We start from the raw sequence: 20,850 nt of genomic DNA, 5'->3' as shown, positions 1-20,850 counted from the left end.
TTTTATTGTGTTGCTCTTTGCCTACTTTAGTTTTTGTAAAACACGTTCAACAAGTAAATCTACTAATTCATCTTTACTAAGTCCCAAACATTCATCAGCTATATCATTAACTTCTTCAAGTATATCTTCTCCACGTATTTCATCTAATGTCTTGACACCATGAACAATTCGACGAAGATTAAATAAATTATGTGGACCAACATTGTCGGAAGTAGAACTTCCTCCTACAGCTCCACAACCTAATGTCAAGGCAGGCATAAGGTTTGTAGTTGCTCCTATTCCACCTAATGTAGCCGAACAGTTTATTAGTAGTCGTGAAACTGGTATTTTAAAAGCAAAATCATCTGTAATTTTTTTATTTGTTGAGTGAATAACCATGGTGTGTCCTGCACCTTCAAAATTTAAAATCTTAATACTTAAATCCCGAGCTTCTTCCCAAGTATTTACTGTATAAAAAGCTAAAATTGGTGATAATTTTTCCCTTGAATAGGGTGCAAGGTTACCAACACGTGTTTCTTCTGCAATAAGAATTTTTGCATCCTTTGGTACAGAAATACCAGCTAATTCAGCAACAACCTGGGCAGTCCTTCCAACAATCTTAGGATTCATTGTCCCATTTGGTCGTAGTATATACTTTTCAAGTTTTAGGGCATCTTCTTTTGATAAGAAATAACCGCCTTGTTTCTTTAGTTCTGAAATCACTTTTTCTTTACTCACTTCTTCAACAATAATAGACTGTTCAGAGGCACAAACTGTACCATTATCAAATGTCTTCGATTCAATAATAAGCTCAATTGCTCTCGGAATATTTGCACTACGTTCTATAAACGCAGGTCCATTACCTGGCCCAACTCCAATTGCCGGTGTTCCAGAAGAATATGCTGCTCGAACCATTGCAGATCCACCAGTAGCAAGAATTAAATCTGTATTTTCATTTTTCATTAATTCATTTGTTGCCTGTAATGTAACTCTTGTAATTACACTAATAGCACCGTCTGGTAAGCCAACACTTCTTCCTGCTTCATTTATAATATTAACTGTTTCCTTGATACAATTTACTGCACTTGGATGGGGGGAAAATACAATAGCATTTCCTGCTTTGATGCTTATTAGTGCTTTGTAGATAACTGTTGATGTAGGATTTGTTGAAGGAATAAGACCTGCAATTACTCCAACAGGAACAGCTACTTCCATATATTTAGCTTCTATATTATTTGTAATTAAACCAATTGTCTTCATATCTTTAATTGCATTTAATAAATCTCTTGATGCAAAGGCATTTTTAAGGACTTTATCTTGCCATTTTCCAAATCCTGTTTCTTCTTGTGCCATTTTAGCTAGTTTCACACGATTGTCAAAAGCCGCCTTTGCTATAGCCTTACAAATGGTATCGATTTGTTCTTGAGATAACTTGGCTATTTCTTTTTGAGCTTCTTTTGCTTTTTTTAGTAAATCCCTAGTTTCTTGAACTGAGACAAGGTCTTTATCTATCAATCTCATTAATACTCAACTCCTTTATCTAGTAATGCTTCAATAAGCACTGCTTTCTTAGCAGATTTAATTTTTGATTCCTCTATGGTAGCAAGATTTAATTTATATGCAAGTGAACGTAAATCCGATACTTTCATTTTTTCTAGTTCTGCCTTATCAAAGGATAGATCTACAATTGCATCTACTCCACTTTCTAAGTTTTCCTCTAAAACTTCTTTTGATTCATCAAAATTGCTTAGTAAAATATCCTTTTTTTCTTCCTCTATTTCATCTTTCTCTATTTCATCTTTAATAGATTTATTGGATTCTTTTGCATCTGAAGGATTATCTTTCTTTTCACTAAATGATTTCATCAACATTCGCTCAACTTGTTCATCCAAACGTGGGATAACATGACTACTAATTAGACAATTCTTGTTTGCCACCGCAACTTCACCTGCCTCAATTGCTGATTTTACTGCTGCAATATCTCCAATAATATGAATTGTTGTCAACCCTCCACGGATTTGTTCCTTTCCAATTAGAGTTACATTTGCTGCCTTTAGAGATGCATCTGCTGCTAGGATTGCTCCTAACTTTCCACTTACTTCAATTGAACCTAATGCTTTAGCCATATTAATCACCACCTAATAACTAGTTGGATTATCAGCAACAGCTTCAACAGCTTTAGCAAATGCTTCACATGCTGCTTTGCAAGCAGATTGTGACCCTGTTAGTAATGCTCCTGCAAAATTTGTTTCAGATGGTGGTCCATAAAATACTTTCATCTTTACATCAGCAGCTTTCAAAGCCGAATCAATACCTACAATTGCTTCAAGTGGCGGTGCTATTAAATAAGCAATAGCTTCTCCTTCTTTAACATTTGCTCCTTCTGATAGATAAGAACCTGTTCTCGATACAGAATGAGCAAAATAAATTATTGAATTATCCTCATTTGCACTATAAAAGCTAGCTTCATTTTCTATTACTTCAATAGCACGATCTAGACCACTTCGTATCTCTGCTGGACTTGGTCCTGCTAAGATTCCAATAACTTCTCCTGCTAATTTTGTAGAAGCATTAGCCGCTCCAGCATACATGCTTTTTGCATATACAACCGTTACATCTGATGCCTTCGTTGCTTCATCTAATGCTACATATGTCACATCATCACTATCAGATGTTATAATCCCTAAACTTTTTTGGTTTGTTTCTAATTTTAATTTTTTTGCCAATCCATCATCCACATTTGGAATGATTTTTACACTTAGAACATTTGCACCCAATCGTTCATTTTTCATTAGGAAACCTCCTCTTTAAATCAGGCCGTTTTTACTTTTCTTTTAAATCTAACCCCGACGCTTTATTATCTAGCATTTTTTTGATAATCTCCGCAATGTATGCTCCTGCTTCTACTGCTGGAGTTCCTTGTCTGTGAATATTGGAAACTACAGTTCTTCTAGCTTCTGGCATACCAATGGTTGGTTTATAAGCTATATATGCACTCATAGATTCTGCTGTAACAAGACCTGGTCTTTCTCCAATTAAAAGACAAACCACATCAGCTCCTGTTGCTTCACCAATTGAATCCATAGCTGGTACACGACAATGTTTTATAAAAACAACCTCTCCAAAATCAAGTCCAAACATCTTAAGCCCTTGTTGTAAAGAAGGTAAAATATCTTTGATATTTGCCTCTATTGCCGCTGAACTTAAACCATCACCAACAATAATTTGTACTTTCTGATTTGGCTTTACAGCACCTTTTATTGTGTTTATTGCTTCATTTGAAAACTTACGACCTAAATCTGGTCGTGTAAGATATTCATCTTTATCCTTGCATTCAGTGGTAACTTCTACAAATCCAAGTTCTTTAATTAGATCTTCACTAACATAAGAGAATACAGCATCCTGTGCAGCAGCATGATCGGCACGGAATCTGAGACTAGGTTCTGTCATATATCTTGTACCTGCTCTCCATAATCCTAAGCGAGCTGGTGTATAGGATTTCATTTTTAAATATCCTTCTTTATCTGCTGGATTTGGTACTAAAAATTGCTTACGAATATCTACTTCTGTAATATCTGGTATAAATCCCTCTTCAATTTCTTGTGGTTTAGTAGATCCCATTGTGCTTACAGTTGACTTTGTAACTGAACCATTTACAGCTGGTGATACTTCATCTACCATTTCATTTAAAATTGATTTAATCATTTCTTTTAAATTTAATTCATCCATTAGTTACCCTCCTCTTAGAAATATTTAATGCTTCAAGAATACAGATGCATCACCAGCTTTAGAAGTTAAACGTCCATTTTCACTGAATCCCATTTTTTCTAACCATTGGTCAAATTCTTTTATTGTTCGTTTATTTAATAATTGTCTAATTGATGCACCCTCATGGTATCCTGTAGTTTGATAATTCAACATAATATCATCTCCATTTGGAATAGACATAATAAAGTTTGCACCGGCTGTTGCAAGTAGAACTGTTAAGTTTTCAGCATCATTTTGATCAGCTTTCATATGGTTGGTGTAACAAACATCACAACCCATGGAAATACCACTTAACTTGCCCATAAAATGATCCTCTAGACCTGCACGAATAACTTGTTTAGAGTCATACAGATATTCTGGTCCAATAAATCCAACAACTGTATTAACAATGAATGGATCAAAATATTTTGCAAATCCATAACATCTAGCTTCCATAGTCAGTTGGTCTACGCCATTATGAGCATCAGAAGAAAGCTCTGAACCTTGCCCTGTCTCAAAGTACATAACATTTGGGCCTACTGCTGTACCCAACTTTAAAGCCATATCCTTTGCTTCTGAAAGCATCTTTTCAGAAATTCCAAAAGCTGTATTTCCCTTTTCAGATCCTGCAATAGATTGGAATACTAATCCTGTTGGAGCTCCTTGCTCCATTGCTTCCATCTGAGTACCTACATGTGCTAACACAACATGTTGTGTTGGTATTTCCCATTCATTAATAAAATCATTAAATTTATGAAGAATACGTTTTACACTTTCTGTTGTATCATCTACTGGATTTAAACCTATTACTGCATCTCCAGATCCCATGGATAGGCCTTCCATAACCGAAGCCATAATACCATCCACATTATCAGTAGTATGATTTGGTTGTAGACGAGTTGAAAAAGTTCCTGGAACACCAATTGTAGTATTGGCAGTCTTAGTTATTGTAATCTTTTGGGCTCCTACTATTAAGTCTAAGTTGGACATAATTTTAGCAACTGCTGCTACCATTTCAGAAGTTAAACCATTTGATATGCGATGAATATCATAGTTTGTTGTATTGCTATTTAAAATCCATTCTCTTAATTCAGCTACTGTCCAATTTTTAATTTTTTCATAAGTTACAAGATTAACATTGTCAATAATAATACGTGTTACCTCATCCTTTTCATACGGCACCGCAGGGTTATTAAATAAATCTGAAAGAGTTAATTGTGATAGAACAACTTTAGCTGCAACTCTTTCTTCAGCGCTACTTGCTGCAACTCTAGCTAAATTATCCCCTGATTTTTCTTCATTAGCCTTTCCCATAACTTCCATTACAGATGCAAATTGATATGTTTTGCCAAAAAGCTTTGTCTTTAAAATCATTGTAAATCCTCCTTTTATCTTTAACTAAATACTAATGTCTTTACTACTACTGGTAAAACAGAACCTGATACAACGGGCTTTCCAATATCTATATAATCTCCATTCCGTACATAAACACTATCTATACATACGAATGGATAATCTTTAGGAAGATGTGCATAAAGACTATTACCTAGTGCCTTTGCCATATCTTCTTTCACTATGATAACAAGTGGCAATTTCTCCCGAATTAACATATCTAAACCCTTTATTATTTCTTTTGCCAATCCCTGAATTAATTGGAAGGATGGGCTATGTACACCTTCTACACCTAATCCAATAATTTGTACTTCCCCATCTACCATAAACCATTTTACTTTTTCTTGAATAATATCCCCTAAATTCCCATAATTATTCGTACTTTCCTCATCTTTAGATAACTGTAAGATAGGAATATTCTTAAGTGGGAGTATATCTTCCTTATAGGTAATTGTACTCCCTGAAACATCAGTGGTATGTGATCCTGCTCCTACTACAGTTGCACGAATAGTTTCTACAGTTGGAATTACCTTAAAAGCTTTCACAAGGAGTGAATTATTTATTTTTTTACCTAATAAAAGTCCAATATCACCATATACAAAAGGATTTTGTAAACTTTCTTTTGTAATGCCATCTGCTACTCCACCTGAAAATGAAATACATTTGATTTTCAGCTTTGTATTTAATGGTTTGTTGGTTATCAACAAGTCAAAATAAGGACTCTCTTTACCTAACCCAACGCTGTTTTCCAGTACCTGTATAAATATATCTAAAAGTTTATCTAATTCCTTAAGATTTATCTTTTCATTTAGATGAATATCTAAAGCTTCTCTTTTGATGATTTCCTTCACTTTTGGAGAAATATAACGAATTATTTCATTAGTATCTACCTTTATCAAGCGACCCCCAATATCAAAACAAGCCGTATCTTCAATATCCCCATCGTTAAATACTACTAGATTTGTTGTTCCACCTCCAATATCAAGGTTTACTGCCGCCAAGTGTTGGCTTTCAGAGTAGGAATAAGTCCCTGCTCCTTTACCAGCAATAATACTCTCTAAATCAGGACCAGCTGTTGCTACAACAAAATCTCCAGCAAAACCACTTAGAGCTTTAGCAACTGTCTGGGCATTTTCTTTTCGAACTGTTTCCCCAGTTATAATAACTGCCCCAGTTTGAATATCTGATTTTGTTACTCCTGCTCTTTTATATTGCTCCTCTACAAATGCCTTTATACCATCAGAGTCTATTAGATTGTTTTCTAATATAGGAGTAAATATAATTTCACTCTTAAATATCACCTTTTTATCTGTAATAGTAATCCTTGGAATTGTAAAAACTGAAGCCATATTTTCCATTGAAAGTTCTGATAAAATCAATTGGGTTGTTGATGTTCCAATATCAATACCAACACTTAATAAAATTTCTGCCATCGTATCTACTCCCTTTGAATATATTCCATATTTTTAATACTTTTTAAAAATATAAACGCTTAATAAAAGATCCATAATCGTCCCCTTATTAAGCGCCTTACTTTTATCTATGACCTTGTTGCCATAATTTGCATATTAATTTTTTAAATATAATTATAGTTTTTATTCCTTCAAGTATTAGATAGAGGTACAACTGTAAAATTTAAAAGCCTTTCCATGGTTTCTAAAATATTTTTTAAAGCAATCTTAACTGAGGAAACGTCCCCTATTATAACCACTGCACCTGAAAATCTATCAACAAATCCAATTTCTATTTCAGCGGCTTTTGTTGCTATATCAACAGCAATAATTGATGCTTCACTTGGTGTTATAGTTAAAATGCCGACTGCTTCATTACTAGATTGTACTATACCCATCTTTTCATATATTTCTGAATCAGGTTTTGCAATAACATGTGCAACGGTGATTTGCTTACCAGGAACATATTCCTGTATAATCCTCTCATTTACCTCCAAGTAATCACCTCATTTAATCAAAACTTAAATAAATAATTTTCCCAGAATACTGATTACATCCTCTTCAGTTGGGACAATAGGGTTTGTCACTGTGCAACGATCTGCAAGGGCAGCTTCTGCTATTCCAGTTTTATCTGATTCAAATTGTTCCTTACTAACTCCCCACTCAGAAAGACTCCTTGGAATAGATAGTCTCCTTTGAAGTGCAAGGATTGCATTTACTAAACTCCGTACACCCATTTGTGGATTTCCAGCATTTAATCCTAAAAATTTAGCAATTTCTGCATAACGATTTGCAGCAAGTGTGGTCTTATTATTATATTTGCCTTCAGTAACTCCAGCATTATAGCGAATAATACTTGGTAATAATATCCCATTTATCCTTCCATGGGGAATATGCCAACGTGCTCCTGCTGCATGTGCTATACCATGGTTTAAACCTAGTGAAGCTATAGTAAAAGCCATTCCAGCCATTGTTGATGCCATATGCATTTTTTCACGTGCTTCTTCATCATTTCCATTTTTATAAGCTCTTTCTAAATAAGTGAATACATAGCGTATAGCTTTTTCACTTAAAGCATCAGATATATCATTGGCACTAGTGGAAACATAAGCTTCTATAGCATGAGTAAGAACATCAATACCTGTATCAGCAGTTTGTTTAGGTGGTAAACCTGCAACAAGACCAGAATCTAAAATAGCTTCATCTGGCAATATTTCATCTGTAATCAATGGGTACTTTGTTCCCCTTTCATCATCGGTGATAATGGAAAAATTTGTAACCTCTGAACCTGTTCCACTTGTGGTAGGAATAGTTATAAATCGTATATTACTAAATCTATCAGTCAATTTACCAAAATAAAGTATAGCTTTTGCTGCATCTATAGCAGATCCACCGCCTATGGCTAATACAATTGTAGCTGGAAAATCTTTGCAATATTCTATCCCGGCAACGATATTATCAATTGGAGGGTCTGGAACCACTCCAGAAAATACCATTGTTTCTGTGCTACTATCAATATAGCTTTTAATACATGGAAGTAGCTCCGAGGAAGCAATAAAAGAATCTGTTACTATAAAAATCTTTTCATTCTTGAAATCGGATAATCTTTTTAGACTTTCTGTACCGATATATAATGTTGTTCCAAATCTTATTTCTTGCATAGTCTGTTGCTCCTTTCTAACAAAAAACATAATCTATTTCTATTTATTATAAATCTTCTTTTTTCAAATCTATATGGAATACCTTTCCACTTCTTTCATAAAGCACATCTTCAATACCTTCATTTGCATTTACAACACGTGCTACTGAAAAGAAATAATCTGATAGGCGATTAACAAATGTCAAAACCTCTTCATTTATATCATTAGTCCATTGGAATGTTACGATTTCTCTTTCTGCTCTCCGGGCAATTGTTCTACAAATATGCAAAATACTTGCCGCTTGTGAACCACCTGGCAAGATAAAAGATTCCACTTCTTGAGGAACCCCTGCATGAACATCAATACACTTTTCAATCCATTCTGTCAAAGCAGATGTAACTCGGTAGGTTCCTTTTCCTGCTGGAGTTGCTAAATCGTTACCACAATCAAATAAATACTGTTGGATCTTTGTTAATTCCGTTTTCAACGAATCATTATTTTTTATAAGTGTAATAGCATATCCTACAAAACTATTTAATTCATCAATAGTTCCATATGCTTTTATACGTTGACTATCTTTTGCTAATTGAATACCACCGATTATCTTAGTATATCCTTTATCACCAGTTCTAGTATAAATTTGCAAATTTATTCCTCCTCCTTAGAAAGATAGGCTATCAACTCTGCTACTCCTTGATCGTTAACAGTGGAGAGATGAAAAATTTTCTTAACACCTGCTAACTCTAATCTTTTCTCAGCATTTATGATAGCTTCTTCGTTTGGCGCTAAATCTATCTTTGTAATAATTCCTATACATGGTTTTGTAAAATTTTGTGCAAAGTATGGTGAAAATGTCTGACCTAATTCTGTCACGCTACAAACAAATCCAATGATGTCTGAACTAGCAGCCATCATTTGTAAAGCGCTATAGAATCTTCTATGCAAAACAAACTCACCTGGTGTATCAATCATCTGAGAATAGAACTCAACTGATTGTGTTTTCTTATATTTAATATTTTCTCCTTGAATTCTTTGACAAAGAGTGGTTTTCCCACTTCCAACTGATCCAATTAACATGATTTTTTTCATTTTCTATTCCCACCTATTATGTTTTTGTTATTTCGGGGACAGAAAACTGCATAAGTTCTCTTAAATCAATAATGACCTGTTCCATAGCCGATTGTACAGATGCTATATCCCCTAAGATAAATACTGACCCGCTAAACCTATCAACAAAGCCTATTTTAATAGGTGCAGTCTTTTTAGCTATATCCACAGCGATGATTGCAACCTCTGGTGGGGTTATGGTTAAAATACCAATTGCACGATACTTTTCATCATTCAAGCCTAACTTTTCAAAGATTCGATCATCTGGATTTGCTATAACATGTGCTAATGTCACTTGTTTACCTGGTACTGATTCAAATACTTTTCTTTCTAATATATCCATATCTTTCTCCATCTCATAGTAAAAATATAATACACATTATTTATATATCCTTTGCTTTCTAATGTCGGTATAAGTATTTCCTTTATAAACAAATTTTAATCATTTAAAATTTATTCCACAATTGTACATACTTTTGCTGCTTTTTGATAGCTAAAATATTAAAATCCTGTTTAGATTCTTAAATCTAAACAGGATTTTTTCTGTAAGTAATAATTCCCCTATAACTATTCATTTAAATCTAAAAAATGTTTGGTTCTCTTCTTGATTAAAGTACTATAGTCTACTACTTGTTTATTATAATTGCTATCCATAAGTGGTGATGAAAGAATGAAATCTGCTGTAGCTCTATTATTTGCAACAGGTATATCATATAATACAGCTATCCTAAGCAATGCCTTTACATCTGGATCATGAGGCTGGGCTTCTAGAGGATCCCAGAAAAAAATCAATATATCGATGGTTTCTTCAGCAATTCGAGCTCCAAGTTGCTGATCTCCACCCATAGGTCCAGATTTAAATGCTCTAACTGGAAGCTCCACACTTTCTGAAATTAATTTTGCAGTAGTTCCTGTTCCAAGTAAAAAATGTTTTTTAAGAATATCTTTATTTTTTTCTATCCAATTAATTAAATGTTCTTTCATATTGTCATGTGCAACTAATGCTATCCTCTTTTGTTTTCCCATATAAGAATCTATATATTCCATAAAATCACTCCTATATTGATTTTAATGCTTTTCTAATATGTCCTTCATTTTCATCTAATATATCTTTAGCCTTTTTCATATCTAATCCTGATTTTATCATAAATATAGATAGTTTTACATCATAATTAGTTAGATCTAAATATTCTTGAGCCTTAGATTCATCTATATCTGTAGCTTCTACTATAATATTTTTACTTCGCTGTTTTAACTTTAAATTAGTTGGTTTTAAATCTATCATTAAATTCTCATATACCTTCCCTAATTTTATCATAGCTCCTGTACTTAACATATTTATGACCATTTTTTGAGCAGTTCCAGATTTCATTCTTGTAGAACCCGTGATAACCTCTGCTCCCACTTCTACCTCTATAGATATATCCACAAACTTAGATAATTCAGAATTTTTATTATTCGAAATCCCAATAGTCCTAGCACCCATAGATTTCGCATATTGTAAGCCTCCTATTACATAAGGAGTTCTACCACTTGCAGTTATTCCAACTAATATATCTTCTTTATTAAAATCTATCTCCTTTAAATCATACTCTGCATCTTTTTTACTATCTTCTGCATTTTCTATAGCACTGGTTATAGCCCTTTTTCCACCTGCAATTACTCCTTTTATAGTATTTTCACTAACTCCAAATGTAGGTGGTGCTTCTGAAGCATCTAATATGCCTAATCTTCCACTTGTTCCAGCTCCTATATATATAAGTCTACCTCCACTTTTAAGTGTATCGTATATTAAATCTACTCCCTCTGAAATCTCAGGTATAACTTTTTCTATACTAAAAGCAATTTTTTTATCTTCCTGATTTATCTTCTCTATCATCTCAAATGTGTTTAGCATATCTATATCTTTAGTATAAGGATTTCTCTTTTCTGTAGTCAATTTATCAAGATTCATACTTATATATTCTCTCCTTTTACTTCCATAATAATAAATTATTATTATTATTAAAATTTTGTCCATTTAAAAGATAAAAATAAAGATGAATTCCATCTTTATTTTAATTCTATATCTGCTACTTTATCTCCTAATTCTTTATCTCCGTACTCTACATTTAATTTTTTTACTTTGTCCATATTAGTTATAATAACTGGAGTAATAGGACTTTTGCCTCCTTTTTTTATAATTTCCATATCAAAGTTTACTAATAAATCACCTTTTTTAACATTATCCCCTAGTTTGATATTAGAGCTAAATCCTTCACCATTTAACTCAACTGTATCTATTCCTATATGGATAAGTAGCTCTAATCCTTCCTTTGTCTCTATAGCTACAGCATGAAGTGTAGGAAACAATACTTTAACTTCTCCATCTACCGGTGAATAAATTGCCCCTTCTGAAGGCTCAACTGCAAATCCATCTCCTAACATTTTTTGTGCAAATACTTCATCTGGTACATCTTCTAAATTTATAACTTTCCCCTTAACTAGATTAGATAAGACGACTGTGCCCCCTTTAGAATCGTCTTTTCTTTTAAAAAGATTTTTAAACATTTTCTACCCCCTCGAATTATTATTTATATAATTAAAATACCCTTTTGTTGATGAAATTAACAATATATTTTCCCAATTACATCTTAGTACTATATTACTCCTCTAAATCTATAATAATTACAATAGTTCATATTAGTTTTGACTCTTGACTTTATTAATGATAAATAATATGATTTATTTCATAGAATGGGGTGGTTTTGTGAAAGAAAAGTTTTTAAGTATCTCATCCATTTTTACTGCTATATTTGCTAGCCTATGCTGAAGTGGTGGACTAATACTTACATCCCTAGGTCTAGGGAGCGTAGGAAGTGCTTATTTTGCAAATATGAGTAAATATAAGCCTTTGTTTACTATTATTACAGGAGGCCTTTTATATTGGTCTTATTCTATTATAGAAAAGAAAAATCCTAGTAAGACAAACAAAATAGTGTTTTTTATATCCGCTGTAATCTCCTTACTAGTATTATATTATCCTACTTTTCTTAATCTTATATCTTAAAAAACAGAAACTATTTTAAATAGTTTCTGTTTTTAAATGTTTTTATTTTCTTTTATAAAGTCTCCTATTATCTTAGCTATTTTATAATCTAGATTTAGACTATACTTTATTTTAGATATATTATATAGATTTATTATATCTCATTTCCTGAGTCTTATAAGATTTATAAGTATAATAAATCAAAAATAAAGCTACAGGTATAAAGATTATTGCAAAGATATTTCTCTCAAGTATCATTATAATCCAGGTTCTATATATATTTCCGCCATCTAAAAAACTGGTAAACATTCCATTGTCTATTACTTCATAATTTATAGAGCTGGCCATTTCTGTAAGTAATGGTGCTATCCATGAAGCCATATAAAGTGTAGTTATAACAATGGGTATACCCAATATATAAGATTTTATAATATTTCCATTTGTAGCAATAGTTATAAATGCCACGGGAACTAAAAGATTTGTCAGGTCTCCTAAGGGAATAAAGTTTACTCCAGGAAGTATTATAGCAAGGACTATAGATGTGGGAATCAATAAAAGTGTAGTTACAATATTAGCAGGAAGTCCAAATAATACTGCTACATCTAGTCCAATATAAGTTTCTCCCATATTAGGTAGTTTTTCCCCTATGAAGTCCTTCATCCCCTCAGATATAGGGATTAAAGATTCTCCCAATATACCTCCCATTTTAGGAAGGATAAATATTACTGCTGAGAATCTTATAGCTATTTCTAATATCTGTTTTAGTTCATATCCTGCACTAAATCCTAATATAAAACCTAATATAAATCCTATCATCATTGGTTCTCCAAATAATCCCAATTTCTTTTTCATAGTTTCTGGATTTGCTTCAATATTATTTAATACAGGTATTCTTTCTATAATTTTATTCCCTGCTAAAGCAAGTGGATAGTGAATGGCCGCAGATAGATGGGGTATACATATGCCTTCCATACCTGAATGCCGATTTATAATAGGTGCAGTCCACTCTGCTAGTTTTAGAGTAAGTATAAAACTGATTATGGATATACTAAAGGTCAAAAATAAATTTTGTGTAACATATTGAACCATAGTAGCTAAAAAAATTATATGCCAATAATTCCAAATATCAATATTAACTGTCTTAGTTAATTTTAAAATTAGCATAATCGCATTTATAACTATCAATATGACTAGTATTAGAGGTGCTAGATTAAAACTCCAAGTTATAACAGCAAGGGGTGGCCATCCTACATCTAAAACTTCCATATTAAGTCCTAATCTTGCTATTATAGCAGAAACTACAGGCTGTATAATTCCAATAAAATAGTCAAAAACCATAAATATACCTACAAATCCAATCCCTAATTGAAGGGAAGATTTAATTGTAGTTTTTATCTTGATTCTAAAGATCATCCCCAATATGAAAATTATAATAGGAAGTAATACATATGGTTCAAAACTTAATAAGTATGTAATTCCATTGTTTAAAAATTCCATTGTTTCCTCCTTATGATTTATAATATGATTACTATTGATACCCCTTTATATTTTTCTAAAGCATAAAGAAAATAAGGCAATTCATTTAAATAAATCGCCTTATTTTCTAAATAGATTCAATTAATTTTATTCTACACTAATAGCATCTGTAGGGCAGGAATCTGCTGCCTCTTGTGCACTATCCTCTACATCTGATGGTACTGGATCTGCTATTACAACTGCTATCTGTTCATCATCCATTTCAAAGACTTCTGGGCAAATTGTAGTACAAAGTTCACAGCCTATACAAGCTTCCCTATCTACTGCTGCTTTCATGAAAATCCCTCCATTATTTTATTTGGTATCATTTTAATAGTTTTTTCACCATGATACAATATTATACATAAAATCTAATCATAAATAGAAAGTTGTTTCATATATATAGATGAAAGATTTGAAATGCTAAGTCCTATTAATCTAATTTCTTTTTTTAAATTTATTTCATCTAATAAGATTTTTGAAATCTTATATATATCATCAAAGCTATAGATTTCTTCTTGATATGTCTTGCTCTTTGTATGTAATTTGAAATCTTTATATTTTATCTTCAATGTAATAGTTCTACCCTGTAAATTTTCCTTCATTAAATCCTCTGAAAGTTCCTTTGAAAAACTCTCTAGATATGAATTTAAAACATCTCTATCTTTTGTAATATAGGAAAAAGTAGATTCTACACCTAATGATTTTCTTTCTCTTTGAAGATTTAATTCCCTATTATCTATTCCCCGGATTCTATTATATATTTCATTTCCCAACTTTCCAAAAAAATCTACTAAAAATTCCTCAGAAAGTCTATATAAATCTCTAACAGTATATATTCCAATATTATTTAATTTCTCTGAAGTCTTTTTTCCAATTCCGTGTACTTTAGAAATTGAAAGTGGCATCAAAATATCTGGAACCATATTTTTACTTATTACTTTTATCCCATTTGGCTTGTTCCAATCAGAACCAATTTTAGCTAAAAATTTATTATAAGAAATCCCAATAGACATTGTCAAACCAGTAGCTTCCAATACAGTTTTTTTAATCTTTTCTCCTACTTCTACAGGATTCATTCCTATATTAGATATATCCAAATATGCTTCATCTATAGATACAGGCTCTACTAAATCTGTAAATTTATATAGTATATCAAACACCTCTTTAGATGCTTTTTGATATTCTTTCATCCGAGTTTGAATAAATATTCCATTTGGACACTTAGACTTAGCCATAAAAATAGGCATAGCAGAATGTATGCCAAATTTTCTAGCTTCATAATTAGCAGTTGTCACTATCCCATGTTTTTTAGTTCCACCTACAATTACTGGATATCCTTTTAATTTAGGATTATCCCTCTCCTCTACTGAAGCATAAAAAGCATCCATATCTATATGGATAATATTTAATATTTCATCTTGATATAACCTTAATAGAGGTTTTATATATATCACTCCTAAACTATGAATTTATTTATCATATTTGACTAATGAGTTTACATAGTATTCATCAAGCTTTTCTCTGCCATTTAAGCTTTCTAATTCAATTAAAAACTCTAAAGCTTTTACTTCTCCACCTAATTTCTCAATTAATTTAACAGCAGAAAATACAGTGCCACCAGTTGCAAGTAAATCATCTACTATGGCAACTTTATCACCTTTTGTAATTGAATCTTTATGAATTTCTAACACATTATTCCCATATTCTAACTCGTATTCATATTTTTCTGTTTCAGCAGGAAGCTTTCCAGGCTTTCTAAGAGGTATGAACCCTGCACCTAAAGCATATGCAACAGCTGCACCAAATAAAAAACCTCTCGCCTCTGGCCCAACTATATAATCTATTTCCCTATCTTTTAAATCCCTCACTATTAAATCTATAGACTCTTTAAATGCAAGTTTATCCTTTGTTAAAGTTGTTATATCCTTAAAACTTATCCCTTCTACTGGAAAGTCTTCTATCACCCTTATTTTAGATTTAAGATCCAAATTAATTCCTCCTAATATATTCTATTACTACTCTATAATTTTAACATACTTTGCTCTTTTTTACATGATTTAACAACAACAATTTTCAACATTATACTATTCTATAATAAAGAAATATACTTTTATACTAAAATTTAAAAGACTAAGGACGATTAATCGTCCTTAGTCTTTTATTAATCTTAGCTATTATTTTTTATAATTTGCTAAATCTTCGATTGAATCAATATCCATATAAACTGGTACTACTAAACCTATTTTTGCACCTTCTAAATTTGGTCCAAGGTCTTCTACTTCATCTGCATAATCATTTAAATAGGCTTCATGAGTTATTGGTAACCAACCTGCCAAAAATGCATCTGCATCTCCACTTGCTACTGCAGCCCACATAGGTCCTGCTTCAACTTGAGTAGTAGTAACATCAAATCCTAAATCTTCCAATACTATTTTTACTACATTAGTAGATGCTATAGTTGAATCCCAAGCAACATATGCTAATTCAATCTCTTTACCATCTACTTCTTCTACCCCATCTATCCATTCATTTACCTTGTCTTGATTATCTTCAATCCAATTTTGTGCTGCATCTTCTGCTTCAGTGCCTTGGCTTATTTCAAGCATCACTGATTCCATATCTGCAGTTTCCCAATTAAATTGATCTAATACTTTATAAGCATTTGGACTATCTTCTTTTAATCCTAATCTAACAATAGTGTTAATTGTTTCTTCTCCACCAAATGATTCTTTTGGATCATCTAAATATTTCAATTCATATTCCACAAACTTCCAATGCGGAGTCCATCCAGTAACTATAATTGGTTCTTCATTTTCAACTGCATCTCCAAGTGCTTGTGTCATAACAGCGCCAGAACTAGTCTTAACATCAAAATCTAAATCATAATCTTCTACAGCTTGCTCAGCTGCTTGCATAACACCAGCACCAGCATCAATTCCTGTAATTTGATAGTCCATTTGTTCTCCAAGGTCTTTTGCTTCTTCAGCACCTGTATCCTTATCTCCATTGCTATCATCACTACCACCACAACCTACTAATGCTACGGATAAAGCAAGCATCATTATTAACATAAATATTTTTCTATTTCTTTTAAACATAAATTATTCCTCCTATTTTTTATAAAATATAGTATTTATATACTTATTACTTTCTAGTACTTTGTGTTGAGTTTAAAGCCTGTGTAATGCGATCTAAGGTTATTGCTAATATAACTATGGATATTCCTGATGCAAATCCTTTACCAGCTTGATTTCTAGTAACGGCTCCAAAGACTTTTACTCCTAGACCAGAGGCACCTATCATAGAAGCGATAACAACCATTGATAATGCTAACATGATTGTTTGATTGATTCCTGCCATTATAGTACTTTTTGCTAAAGGTAACTGAACTCTAAACAACTTCTGAAAACCAGTAGACCCAAAAGCATCTGACGCCTCAATCAATTCTTTTGGAACTGATCTAATACCTAAGTCTGTTAATCTAACAACTGGTGGCATTGAAAAAATAACAGATGCTATTACTCCAGGTACCATTCCAATTCCAAAAAAGGAAACTGCAGGTATTAAATATACAAAAGCTGGCATAGTCTGCATAAAATCTAATATAGGTGTTATTATAGACTTAGCCATCTTACTCTTTGACATCCAAATTCCCGTAGGAATTCCTATCACAATAGATATTATACTAGAAGCCAATATTAAGGAGAGTGTAAGCATTGTATCTTCCCAATAGCCTAGATTTTGTATTAATAATAATCCTAATAATATAAATAGAGATAATCCCCATCTTTTCTTAGTTATATATAGGGTAAAAGTAACAATTATTATCACAAAAATTAAAGGTGGTATGGCTATTAAAAAATCACTTAATCCATCTACAAATGATGATAATGTATTTTTAATAGGTTCAAAAAACCATTTGGCATTATTTTTCAACCATACTTCCAGTGTATCTACCCATTCCACTAATGGTAGTTGAGGTAATTTATTCATTAATTATTCACCCCATTTCTTGATAGTGCTGCAATAACAGCACCTCTTACTATTACTCCTCTTAAGATATTTTTATTATCAATTACTGTTACTGGAACAGGCGAATTATGGATTATGTCAAATAAATCACTTAAAGGCGTATCTAAAAACACTTTAGGAACTTGCGTTTCCATGATTTCTTTAATATTCTTATTATCTTCTTTTATAGCTTTAGAAGCTGCTTCTGCAGTTAAAATACCCATAAACTCTTTTTGTTCATTCACTACGTGAATACTTGAAATTCCTAATTTTTTCATTTGTTGTATAGCTACCCTTGGACCATGCTTTTCTATTTCAATACTTTCTGCACGCTTCATAACATGTTCTGCAGAAAACACTTTAGATTTATCTACATCTTCAACAAACTTTTCTACATATTCATTTGCAGGATTTGTCATTATTTCTTCTGAAGTACCTATTTGTACTATTTCGCCATCCTTCATTAATGCAATTCTATTTCCAATTCTTAGAGCTTCATCTAAATCATGAGTTATAAATATAATTGTTTTTTTCATTTTTGATTGCAACTCCAAAAGTTCATATTGCATTTCTTTTCTAATTAGTGGATCCAAAGCAGAAAAAGCTTCATCCATTAATAATATATCAGGATCATTTGCTAATGCTCTAGCAAGACCTACCCTTTGTTGCATACCACCTGATAATTGATCTGGATATTGATTCTCATATCCTTTAAGACCTACCATATCCAAAGATTCATATGATTTTTTATTTATTTGTTCTTTTTTAACACCTTGTATTTCTAAACCATAACCAGTATTTTCTAAAACGGTCCGATGTGGGAAAAGGGCAAAATTTTGAAATACCATACCTAATTTTTTTCTTCTTACTTCTCGTAGTCCATGCTTATCAAGTTTAGATAAATCTTCTCCATCAATTAATATATTACCTGATGTAGGTTCAATTAAACGATTGATAAGTCTTATAAGCGTAGATTTTCCACTTCCAGACAATCCCATTATTACAAAAATTTCTTTAGAATTTACCTCAAATGAAACTTGGTTTACACCAACAGTCATTCCTGTGTTTTCTAATATTTCTTCTTTTGTTTTTCCTTCTTGTAAAAGGTTTAATCCTTTATTAGGATATTTCCCAAATATTTTAGTTAAATTTTTTACTTCTATTTTAAACATACATCCTCCTTTTTATTTTAAGATAAAAGAAAAAACATGTTTGTGACGATAAGTACATAAACATGTTTTTATGATTTTCAGCAATACTTATATTTTTATGATAACACACAATGGCTTAGAATGCAAATATAGGGAATTATCAGATGGTTTTTACTCGTTTTGAAAATAATAAAAATAGATATTTATTCTGCATAAATTCATCTTAATTTTCCTCTTCCTAAGATATCTATTTCTTCCAATACTCTACCCTCTGATACTAAATAGGCGCTGTCATATAGATTACAAACTGGACATATATGATTTGGTATTATTTCTACCTTATCTCCTACTTTTACTTTGTCTCTGAAGTTCTTATTATATATTATAGCATGTTCATCAAAAACTCCATCTATATATACATCCTTTGAATCCTTTATATAACCTAGACCTTTTGTCTTACAGATACCTTCATTTCTACTTTGCATAGTTATTCCCTTGGCTCCAACATCTAATATAACCCTTTCTTCTGTAGGTTTACTTATTATGGTACTGAGAACTGTTGCCGCACATCTTTTATAGCTTCCTATTACATTAGCTTGAGATGAATCCATAAATATATAAGTCCCTATACGGATTTCAGTTATGCCTTCCATAATGTCAAAATCAAACATCAGTGTAGGAGTAGAGCCTATACTTACTACTTCTATTTTAAAACCTAGATCTTCAGCTATGTTCTTAAATTTAAGGGTCCTTTTCTCCCCCTGTTCAAAAATCATTCTTAAATCTTCTATATCTTTAGCCTTATAGGAATGTCCATCATGAGAAAATATTCCTTTTAAATTTATACTATCTTTTGAGTCAATATACTTTAATAAATCTATATAATCATTTTTCTTAACTACCCCTGATCTATTTTCTCCTATTTCAATTTCTATAAGTACTTGAGCTGGATTATCTTTATTAAAAATTTTATCTATAATATCAACTTGAGCTATACTATCTACTCCAAATGATATATCAATTTTTTTTGAAAGTTTTTTTATTTTCTCTAATTTTTCTACTCCTACTATCTCATTGGCAATAAAAATATCTTTTAATCCATTTTCAGCCATCACTATGGCTTCATCTACTTTTGCAACTGCAATACCCTTTGCCCCTTTTTCAACTTGTAGCTTTGCTATTTTAGGCATCTTATGAGTTTTAGTATGAGGCCTTAAATTTACATTATGCTTGTTTGCCTTGTCTTGCATAAACTCCACATTTTTCATCATTATATCCCGATCTATTAATAGGGATGGTGTATCTATATTTTTTATTTCCATGACTATAAACCTCCTAGTCCTCCTTATATATAAGAGCTTCCAATTCTATTAAATATCCATAATGTAATTCTCTAGTAGGTACAATAACCCTAGCAGGTTTGTGTTCTTTGAAATAATCTTTATAAACTTCATTTACTTTATCCCATAGTGATATATCTGACACATATATAGTTACCTTCATAACATCTTCTTTTTTTGCATCTGCTGAATCTAATATCAAATCTAAATTCTTCAAAATTCTTTCTGTCTGCTCTACAATATCTCCCTTTACCCCTTCACCTGTAATTGGATTTACAGGGATTTGACCTGAAACACAAATAAAACCTCCAGCCTGTACCGCTGCCGAGTAGTGACCTTTTTTCTTTTTTGCTCCTTTAATATCTATAAATTTCATTATTTACCCCCTATTAATTTTTATTTTCTCCTTACATATATTATACTTGGATTTTCTTAAATTGTACAATTTAAAAGACCAATTCATATGAATTAACTTTAATTTATTTA

23 protein-coding genes are annotated in these 20,850 nt (G+C 31.9%); all 23 read right to left on the bottom strand.

Going from position 1 to position 20,850, the window contains the following annotated elements; genetic code table 11:
• Nucleotides 1–21: 21 nt before the first annotated feature.
• The 23 genes from AC4PG3_RS06295 to AC4PG3_RS06185 all read right to left on the bottom strand — a co-directional run bounded on the left by AC4PG3_RS06295 (nucleotide 22) and on the right by AC4PG3_RS06185 (nucleotide 20,740).
• Nucleotides 22–1,500: an acetaldehyde dehydrogenase (acetylating) gene (locus AC4PG3_RS06295; protein ID WP_492195827.1), complete on the bottom strand. Its 1,479-nt coding sequence runs from the start codon at nucleotides 1,498–1,500 to the stop codon at nucleotides 22–24.
• A complete protein-coding gene (locus AC4PG3_RS06290) occupies nucleotides 1,500–2,105 on the bottom strand; it encodes a BMC domain-containing protein (RefSeq protein ID WP_492195826.1) in 606 nt (201 codons plus the stop codon). Before AC4PG3_RS06290 ends, AC4PG3_RS06295 begins: the two co-directional genes overlap by 1 nt.
• A 12-nt stretch (nucleotides 2,106–2,117) precedes the next feature.
• A complete protein-coding gene (eutL, locus tag AC4PG3_RS06285) occupies nucleotides 2,118–2,771 on the bottom strand; it encodes an ethanolamine utilization microcompartment protein EutL (RefSeq protein ID WP_492195825.1) in 654 nt (217 codons plus the stop codon).
• A gap of 31 nt (nucleotides 2,772–2,802) precedes the next feature.
• A complete protein-coding gene (eutC, locus tag AC4PG3_RS06280) occupies nucleotides 2,803–3,708 on the bottom strand; it encodes an ethanolamine ammonia-lyase subunit EutC (RefSeq protein ID WP_492195824.1) in 906 nt (301 codons plus the stop codon).
• Nucleotides 3,709–3,732: 24 nt separating this feature from the next.
• Complete coding sequence (locus AC4PG3_RS06275; RefSeq protein ID WP_492195823.1) at nucleotides 3,733–5,100, bottom strand: ethanolamine ammonia-lyase subunit EutB; 1,368 nt, start codon at nucleotides 5,098–5,100, stop codon at nucleotides 3,733–3,735.
• A gap of 20 nt (nucleotides 5,101–5,120) precedes the next feature.
• Nucleotides 5,121–6,551: an ethanolamine ammonia-lyase reactivating factor EutA gene (gene eutA, locus AC4PG3_RS06270; RefSeq protein WP_492195822.1), complete on the bottom strand. Its 1,431-nt coding sequence runs from the start codon at nucleotides 6,549–6,551 to the stop codon at nucleotides 5,121–5,123.
• Nucleotides 6,552–6,721: 170 nt separating this feature from the next.
• Nucleotides 6,722–7,066 (bottom strand): BMC domain-containing protein, encoded by a 345-nt coding sequence (locus AC4PG3_RS06265; protein ID WP_492195821.1) that lies wholly within the window; start codon nucleotides 7,064–7,066, stop codon nucleotides 6,722–6,724.
• 24 nt (nucleotides 7,067–7,090) lie between these two features.
• The gene (locus AC4PG3_RS06260; protein WP_492195820.1) at nucleotides 7,091–8,230 is read right to left on the bottom strand and encodes a 1-propanol dehydrogenase PduQ; all 1,140 of its coding nucleotides are present in this window, start codon (nucleotides 8,228–8,230) and stop codon (nucleotides 7,091–7,093) included.
• Between the two features lie 46 nt (nucleotides 8,231–8,276).
• A complete protein-coding gene (locus AC4PG3_RS06255) occupies nucleotides 8,277–8,855 on the bottom strand; it encodes a cob(I)yrinic acid a,c-diamide adenosyltransferase (RefSeq protein WP_492195819.1) in 579 nt (192 codons plus the stop codon).
• 2 nt (nucleotides 8,856–8,857) lie between these two features.
• Complete coding sequence (locus tag AC4PG3_RS06250) at nucleotides 8,858–9,298, bottom strand: EutP/PduV family microcompartment system protein (RefSeq protein WP_492195818.1); 441 nt, start codon at nucleotides 9,296–9,298, stop codon at nucleotides 8,858–8,860.
• Between the two features lie 16 nt (nucleotides 9,299–9,314).
• Nucleotides 9,315–9,659: a BMC domain-containing protein gene (locus AC4PG3_RS06245; protein ID WP_492195817.1), complete on the bottom strand. Its 345-nt coding sequence runs from the start codon at nucleotides 9,657–9,659 to the stop codon at nucleotides 9,315–9,317.
• 224 nt (nucleotides 9,660–9,883) lie between these two features.
• Nucleotides 9,884–10,363, bottom strand: a complete 480-nt coding sequence (locus AC4PG3_RS06240) for a methylglyoxal synthase (RefSeq protein WP_492195816.1) — start codon at nucleotides 10,361–10,363, stop codon at nucleotides 9,884–9,886.
• A 10-nt stretch (nucleotides 10,364–10,373) separates the two neighbouring features.
• Nucleotides 10,374–11,270 (bottom strand): N-acetylmuramic acid 6-phosphate etherase, encoded by an 897-nt coding sequence (gene murQ / locus AC4PG3_RS06235; RefSeq protein WP_492195815.1) that lies wholly within the window; start codon nucleotides 11,268–11,270, stop codon nucleotides 10,374–10,376.
• Between the two features lie 98 nt (nucleotides 11,271–11,368).
• The gene (locus AC4PG3_RS06230) at nucleotides 11,369–11,866 is read right to left on the bottom strand and encodes a PTS sugar transporter subunit IIA (RefSeq protein WP_492195814.1); all 498 of its coding nucleotides are present in this window, start codon (nucleotides 11,864–11,866) and stop codon (nucleotides 11,369–11,371) included.
• 619 nt (nucleotides 11,867–12,485) lie between these two features.
• Nucleotides 12,486–13,841, bottom strand: a complete 1,356-nt coding sequence (locus AC4PG3_RS06225) for a PTS galactitol transporter subunit IIC (protein WP_492195813.1) — start codon at nucleotides 13,839–13,841, stop codon at nucleotides 12,486–12,488.
• Nucleotides 13,842–13,967: 126 nt separating this feature from the next.
• Nucleotides 13,968–14,156, bottom strand: coding sequence for a ferredoxin (locus AC4PG3_RS06220; protein ID WP_492195812.1), 189 nt, complete (start codon nucleotides 14,154–14,156; stop codon nucleotides 13,968–13,970).
• A gap of 74 nt (nucleotides 14,157–14,230) precedes the next feature.
• The gene (locus tag AC4PG3_RS06215) at nucleotides 14,231–15,316 is read right to left on the bottom strand and encodes a DNA polymerase IV (protein WP_492195811.1); all 1,086 of its coding nucleotides are present in this window, start codon (nucleotides 15,314–15,316) and stop codon (nucleotides 14,231–14,233) included.
• 15 nt (nucleotides 15,317–15,331) lie between these two features.
• Nucleotides 15,332–15,850, bottom strand: a complete 519-nt coding sequence (locus AC4PG3_RS06210) for an adenine phosphoribosyltransferase (protein ID WP_492195810.1) — start codon at nucleotides 15,848–15,850, stop codon at nucleotides 15,332–15,334.
• Between the two features lie 186 nt (nucleotides 15,851–16,036).
• Nucleotides 16,037–16,960, bottom strand: a complete 924-nt coding sequence (locus tag AC4PG3_RS06205) for a glycine betaine ABC transporter substrate-binding protein (RefSeq protein ID WP_492195809.1) — start codon at nucleotides 16,958–16,960, stop codon at nucleotides 16,037–16,039.
• Between the two features lie 46 nt (nucleotides 16,961–17,006).
• Nucleotides 17,007–17,855: an ABC transporter permease gene (locus tag AC4PG3_RS06200; RefSeq protein WP_492195808.1), complete on the bottom strand. Its 849-nt coding sequence runs from the start codon at nucleotides 17,853–17,855 to the stop codon at nucleotides 17,007–17,009.
• Nucleotides 17,855–19,045: a quaternary amine ABC transporter ATP-binding protein gene (locus tag AC4PG3_RS06195; RefSeq protein WP_492195807.1), complete on the bottom strand. Its 1,191-nt coding sequence runs from the start codon at nucleotides 19,043–19,045 to the stop codon at nucleotides 17,855–17,857. Before AC4PG3_RS06195 ends, AC4PG3_RS06200 begins: the two co-directional genes overlap by 1 nt.
• 197 nt (nucleotides 19,046–19,242) lie before the next feature.
• Nucleotides 19,243–20,346: an alanine racemase gene (locus AC4PG3_RS06190; RefSeq protein ID WP_492198177.1), complete on the bottom strand. Its 1,104-nt coding sequence runs from the start codon at nucleotides 20,344–20,346 to the stop codon at nucleotides 19,243–19,245.
• 13 nt (nucleotides 20,347–20,359) lie between these two features.
• The gene (locus AC4PG3_RS06185) at nucleotides 20,360–20,740 is read right to left on the bottom strand and encodes a RidA family protein (protein ID WP_492198176.1); all 381 of its coding nucleotides are present in this window, start codon (nucleotides 20,738–20,740) and stop codon (nucleotides 20,360–20,362) included.
• Nucleotides 20,741–20,850: the final 110 nt, after the last annotated feature.

This window comes from Tissierella sp. QWL-11 (assembly GCF_058683765.1).
This window is presented reverse-complemented; position numbering and strand designations above follow the sequence as displayed.

Excerpts from the sequence above, each read along its gene's own strand:
- AC4PG3_RS06240 (WP_492195816.1), bottom strand. The coding sequence starts at position 10,363 with ATGGAATATATAGATTCTTATATGGGAAAACAAAAGAGGATAGCATTA.
- AC4PG3_RS06205 (WP_492195809.1), bottom strand. The coding sequence starts at position 16,960 with ATGTTTAAAAGAAATAGAAAAATATTTATGTTAATAATGATGCTTGCT.
- AC4PG3_RS06190 (WP_492198177.1), bottom strand. The coding sequence starts at position 20,346 with ATGGAAATAAAAAATATAGATACACCATCCCTATTAATAGATCGGGAT.
- AC4PG3_RS06220 (WP_492195812.1), bottom strand. The coding sequence starts at position 14,156 with ATGAAAGCAGCAGTAGATAGGGAAGCTTGTATAGGCTGTGAACTTTGT.
- AC4PG3_RS06275 (WP_492195823.1), bottom strand. The coding sequence starts at position 5,100 with ATGATTTTAAAGACAAAGCTTTTTGGCAAAACATATCAATTTGCATCT.
- eutA (WP_492195822.1), bottom strand. The coding sequence starts at position 6,551 with ATGGCAGAAATTTTATTAAGTGTTGGTATTGATATTGGAACATCAACA.
- AC4PG3_RS06260 (WP_492195820.1), bottom strand. The coding sequence starts at position 8,230 with ATGCAAGAAATAAGATTTGGAACAACATTATATATCGGTACAGAAAGT.
- murQ (WP_492195815.1), bottom strand. The coding sequence starts at position 11,270 with ATGAATCTTGATAAATTGACTACAGAAAAGAGAAATCCTTATACTAAA.
- AC4PG3_RS06225 (WP_492195813.1), bottom strand. The coding sequence starts at position 13,841 with ATGGAATTTTTAAACAATGGAATTACATACTTATTAAGTTTTGAACCA.
- AC4PG3_RS06185 (WP_492198176.1), bottom strand. The coding sequence starts at position 20,740 with ATGAAATTTATAGATATTAAAGGAGCAAAAAAGAAAAAAGGTCACTAC.
- AC4PG3_RS06245 (WP_492195817.1), bottom strand. The coding sequence starts at position 9,659 with ATGGATATATTAGAAAGAAAAGTATTTGAATCAGTACCAGGTAAACAA.
- AC4PG3_RS06195 (WP_492195807.1), bottom strand. The coding sequence starts at position 19,045 with ATGTTTAAAATAGAAGTAAAAAATTTAACTAAAATATTTGGGAAATAT.
- eutL (WP_492195825.1), bottom strand. The coding sequence starts at position 2,771 with ATGAAAAATGAACGATTGGGTGCAAATGTTCTAAGTGTAAAAATCATT.
- AC4PG3_RS06295 (WP_492195827.1), bottom strand. The coding sequence starts at position 1,500 with ATGAGATTGATAGATAAAGACCTTGTCTCAGTTCAAGAAACTAGGGAT.
- AC4PG3_RS06200 (WP_492195808.1), bottom strand. The coding sequence starts at position 17,855 with ATGAATAAATTACCTCAACTACCATTAGTGGAATGGGTAGATACACTG.
- AC4PG3_RS06250 (WP_492195818.1), bottom strand. The coding sequence starts at position 9,298 with ATGAAAAAAATCATGTTAATTGGATCAGTTGGAAGTGGGAAAACCACT.
- AC4PG3_RS06290 (WP_492195826.1), bottom strand. The coding sequence starts at position 2,105 with ATGGCTAAAGCATTAGGTTCAATTGAAGTAAGTGGAAAGTTAGGAGCA.
- eutC (WP_492195824.1), bottom strand. The coding sequence starts at position 3,708 with ATGGATGAATTAAATTTAAAAGAAATGATTAAATCAATTTTAAATGAA.
- AC4PG3_RS06230 (WP_492195814.1), bottom strand. The coding sequence starts at position 11,866 with ATGTTTAAAAATCTTTTTAAAAGAAAAGACGATTCTAAAGGGGGCACA.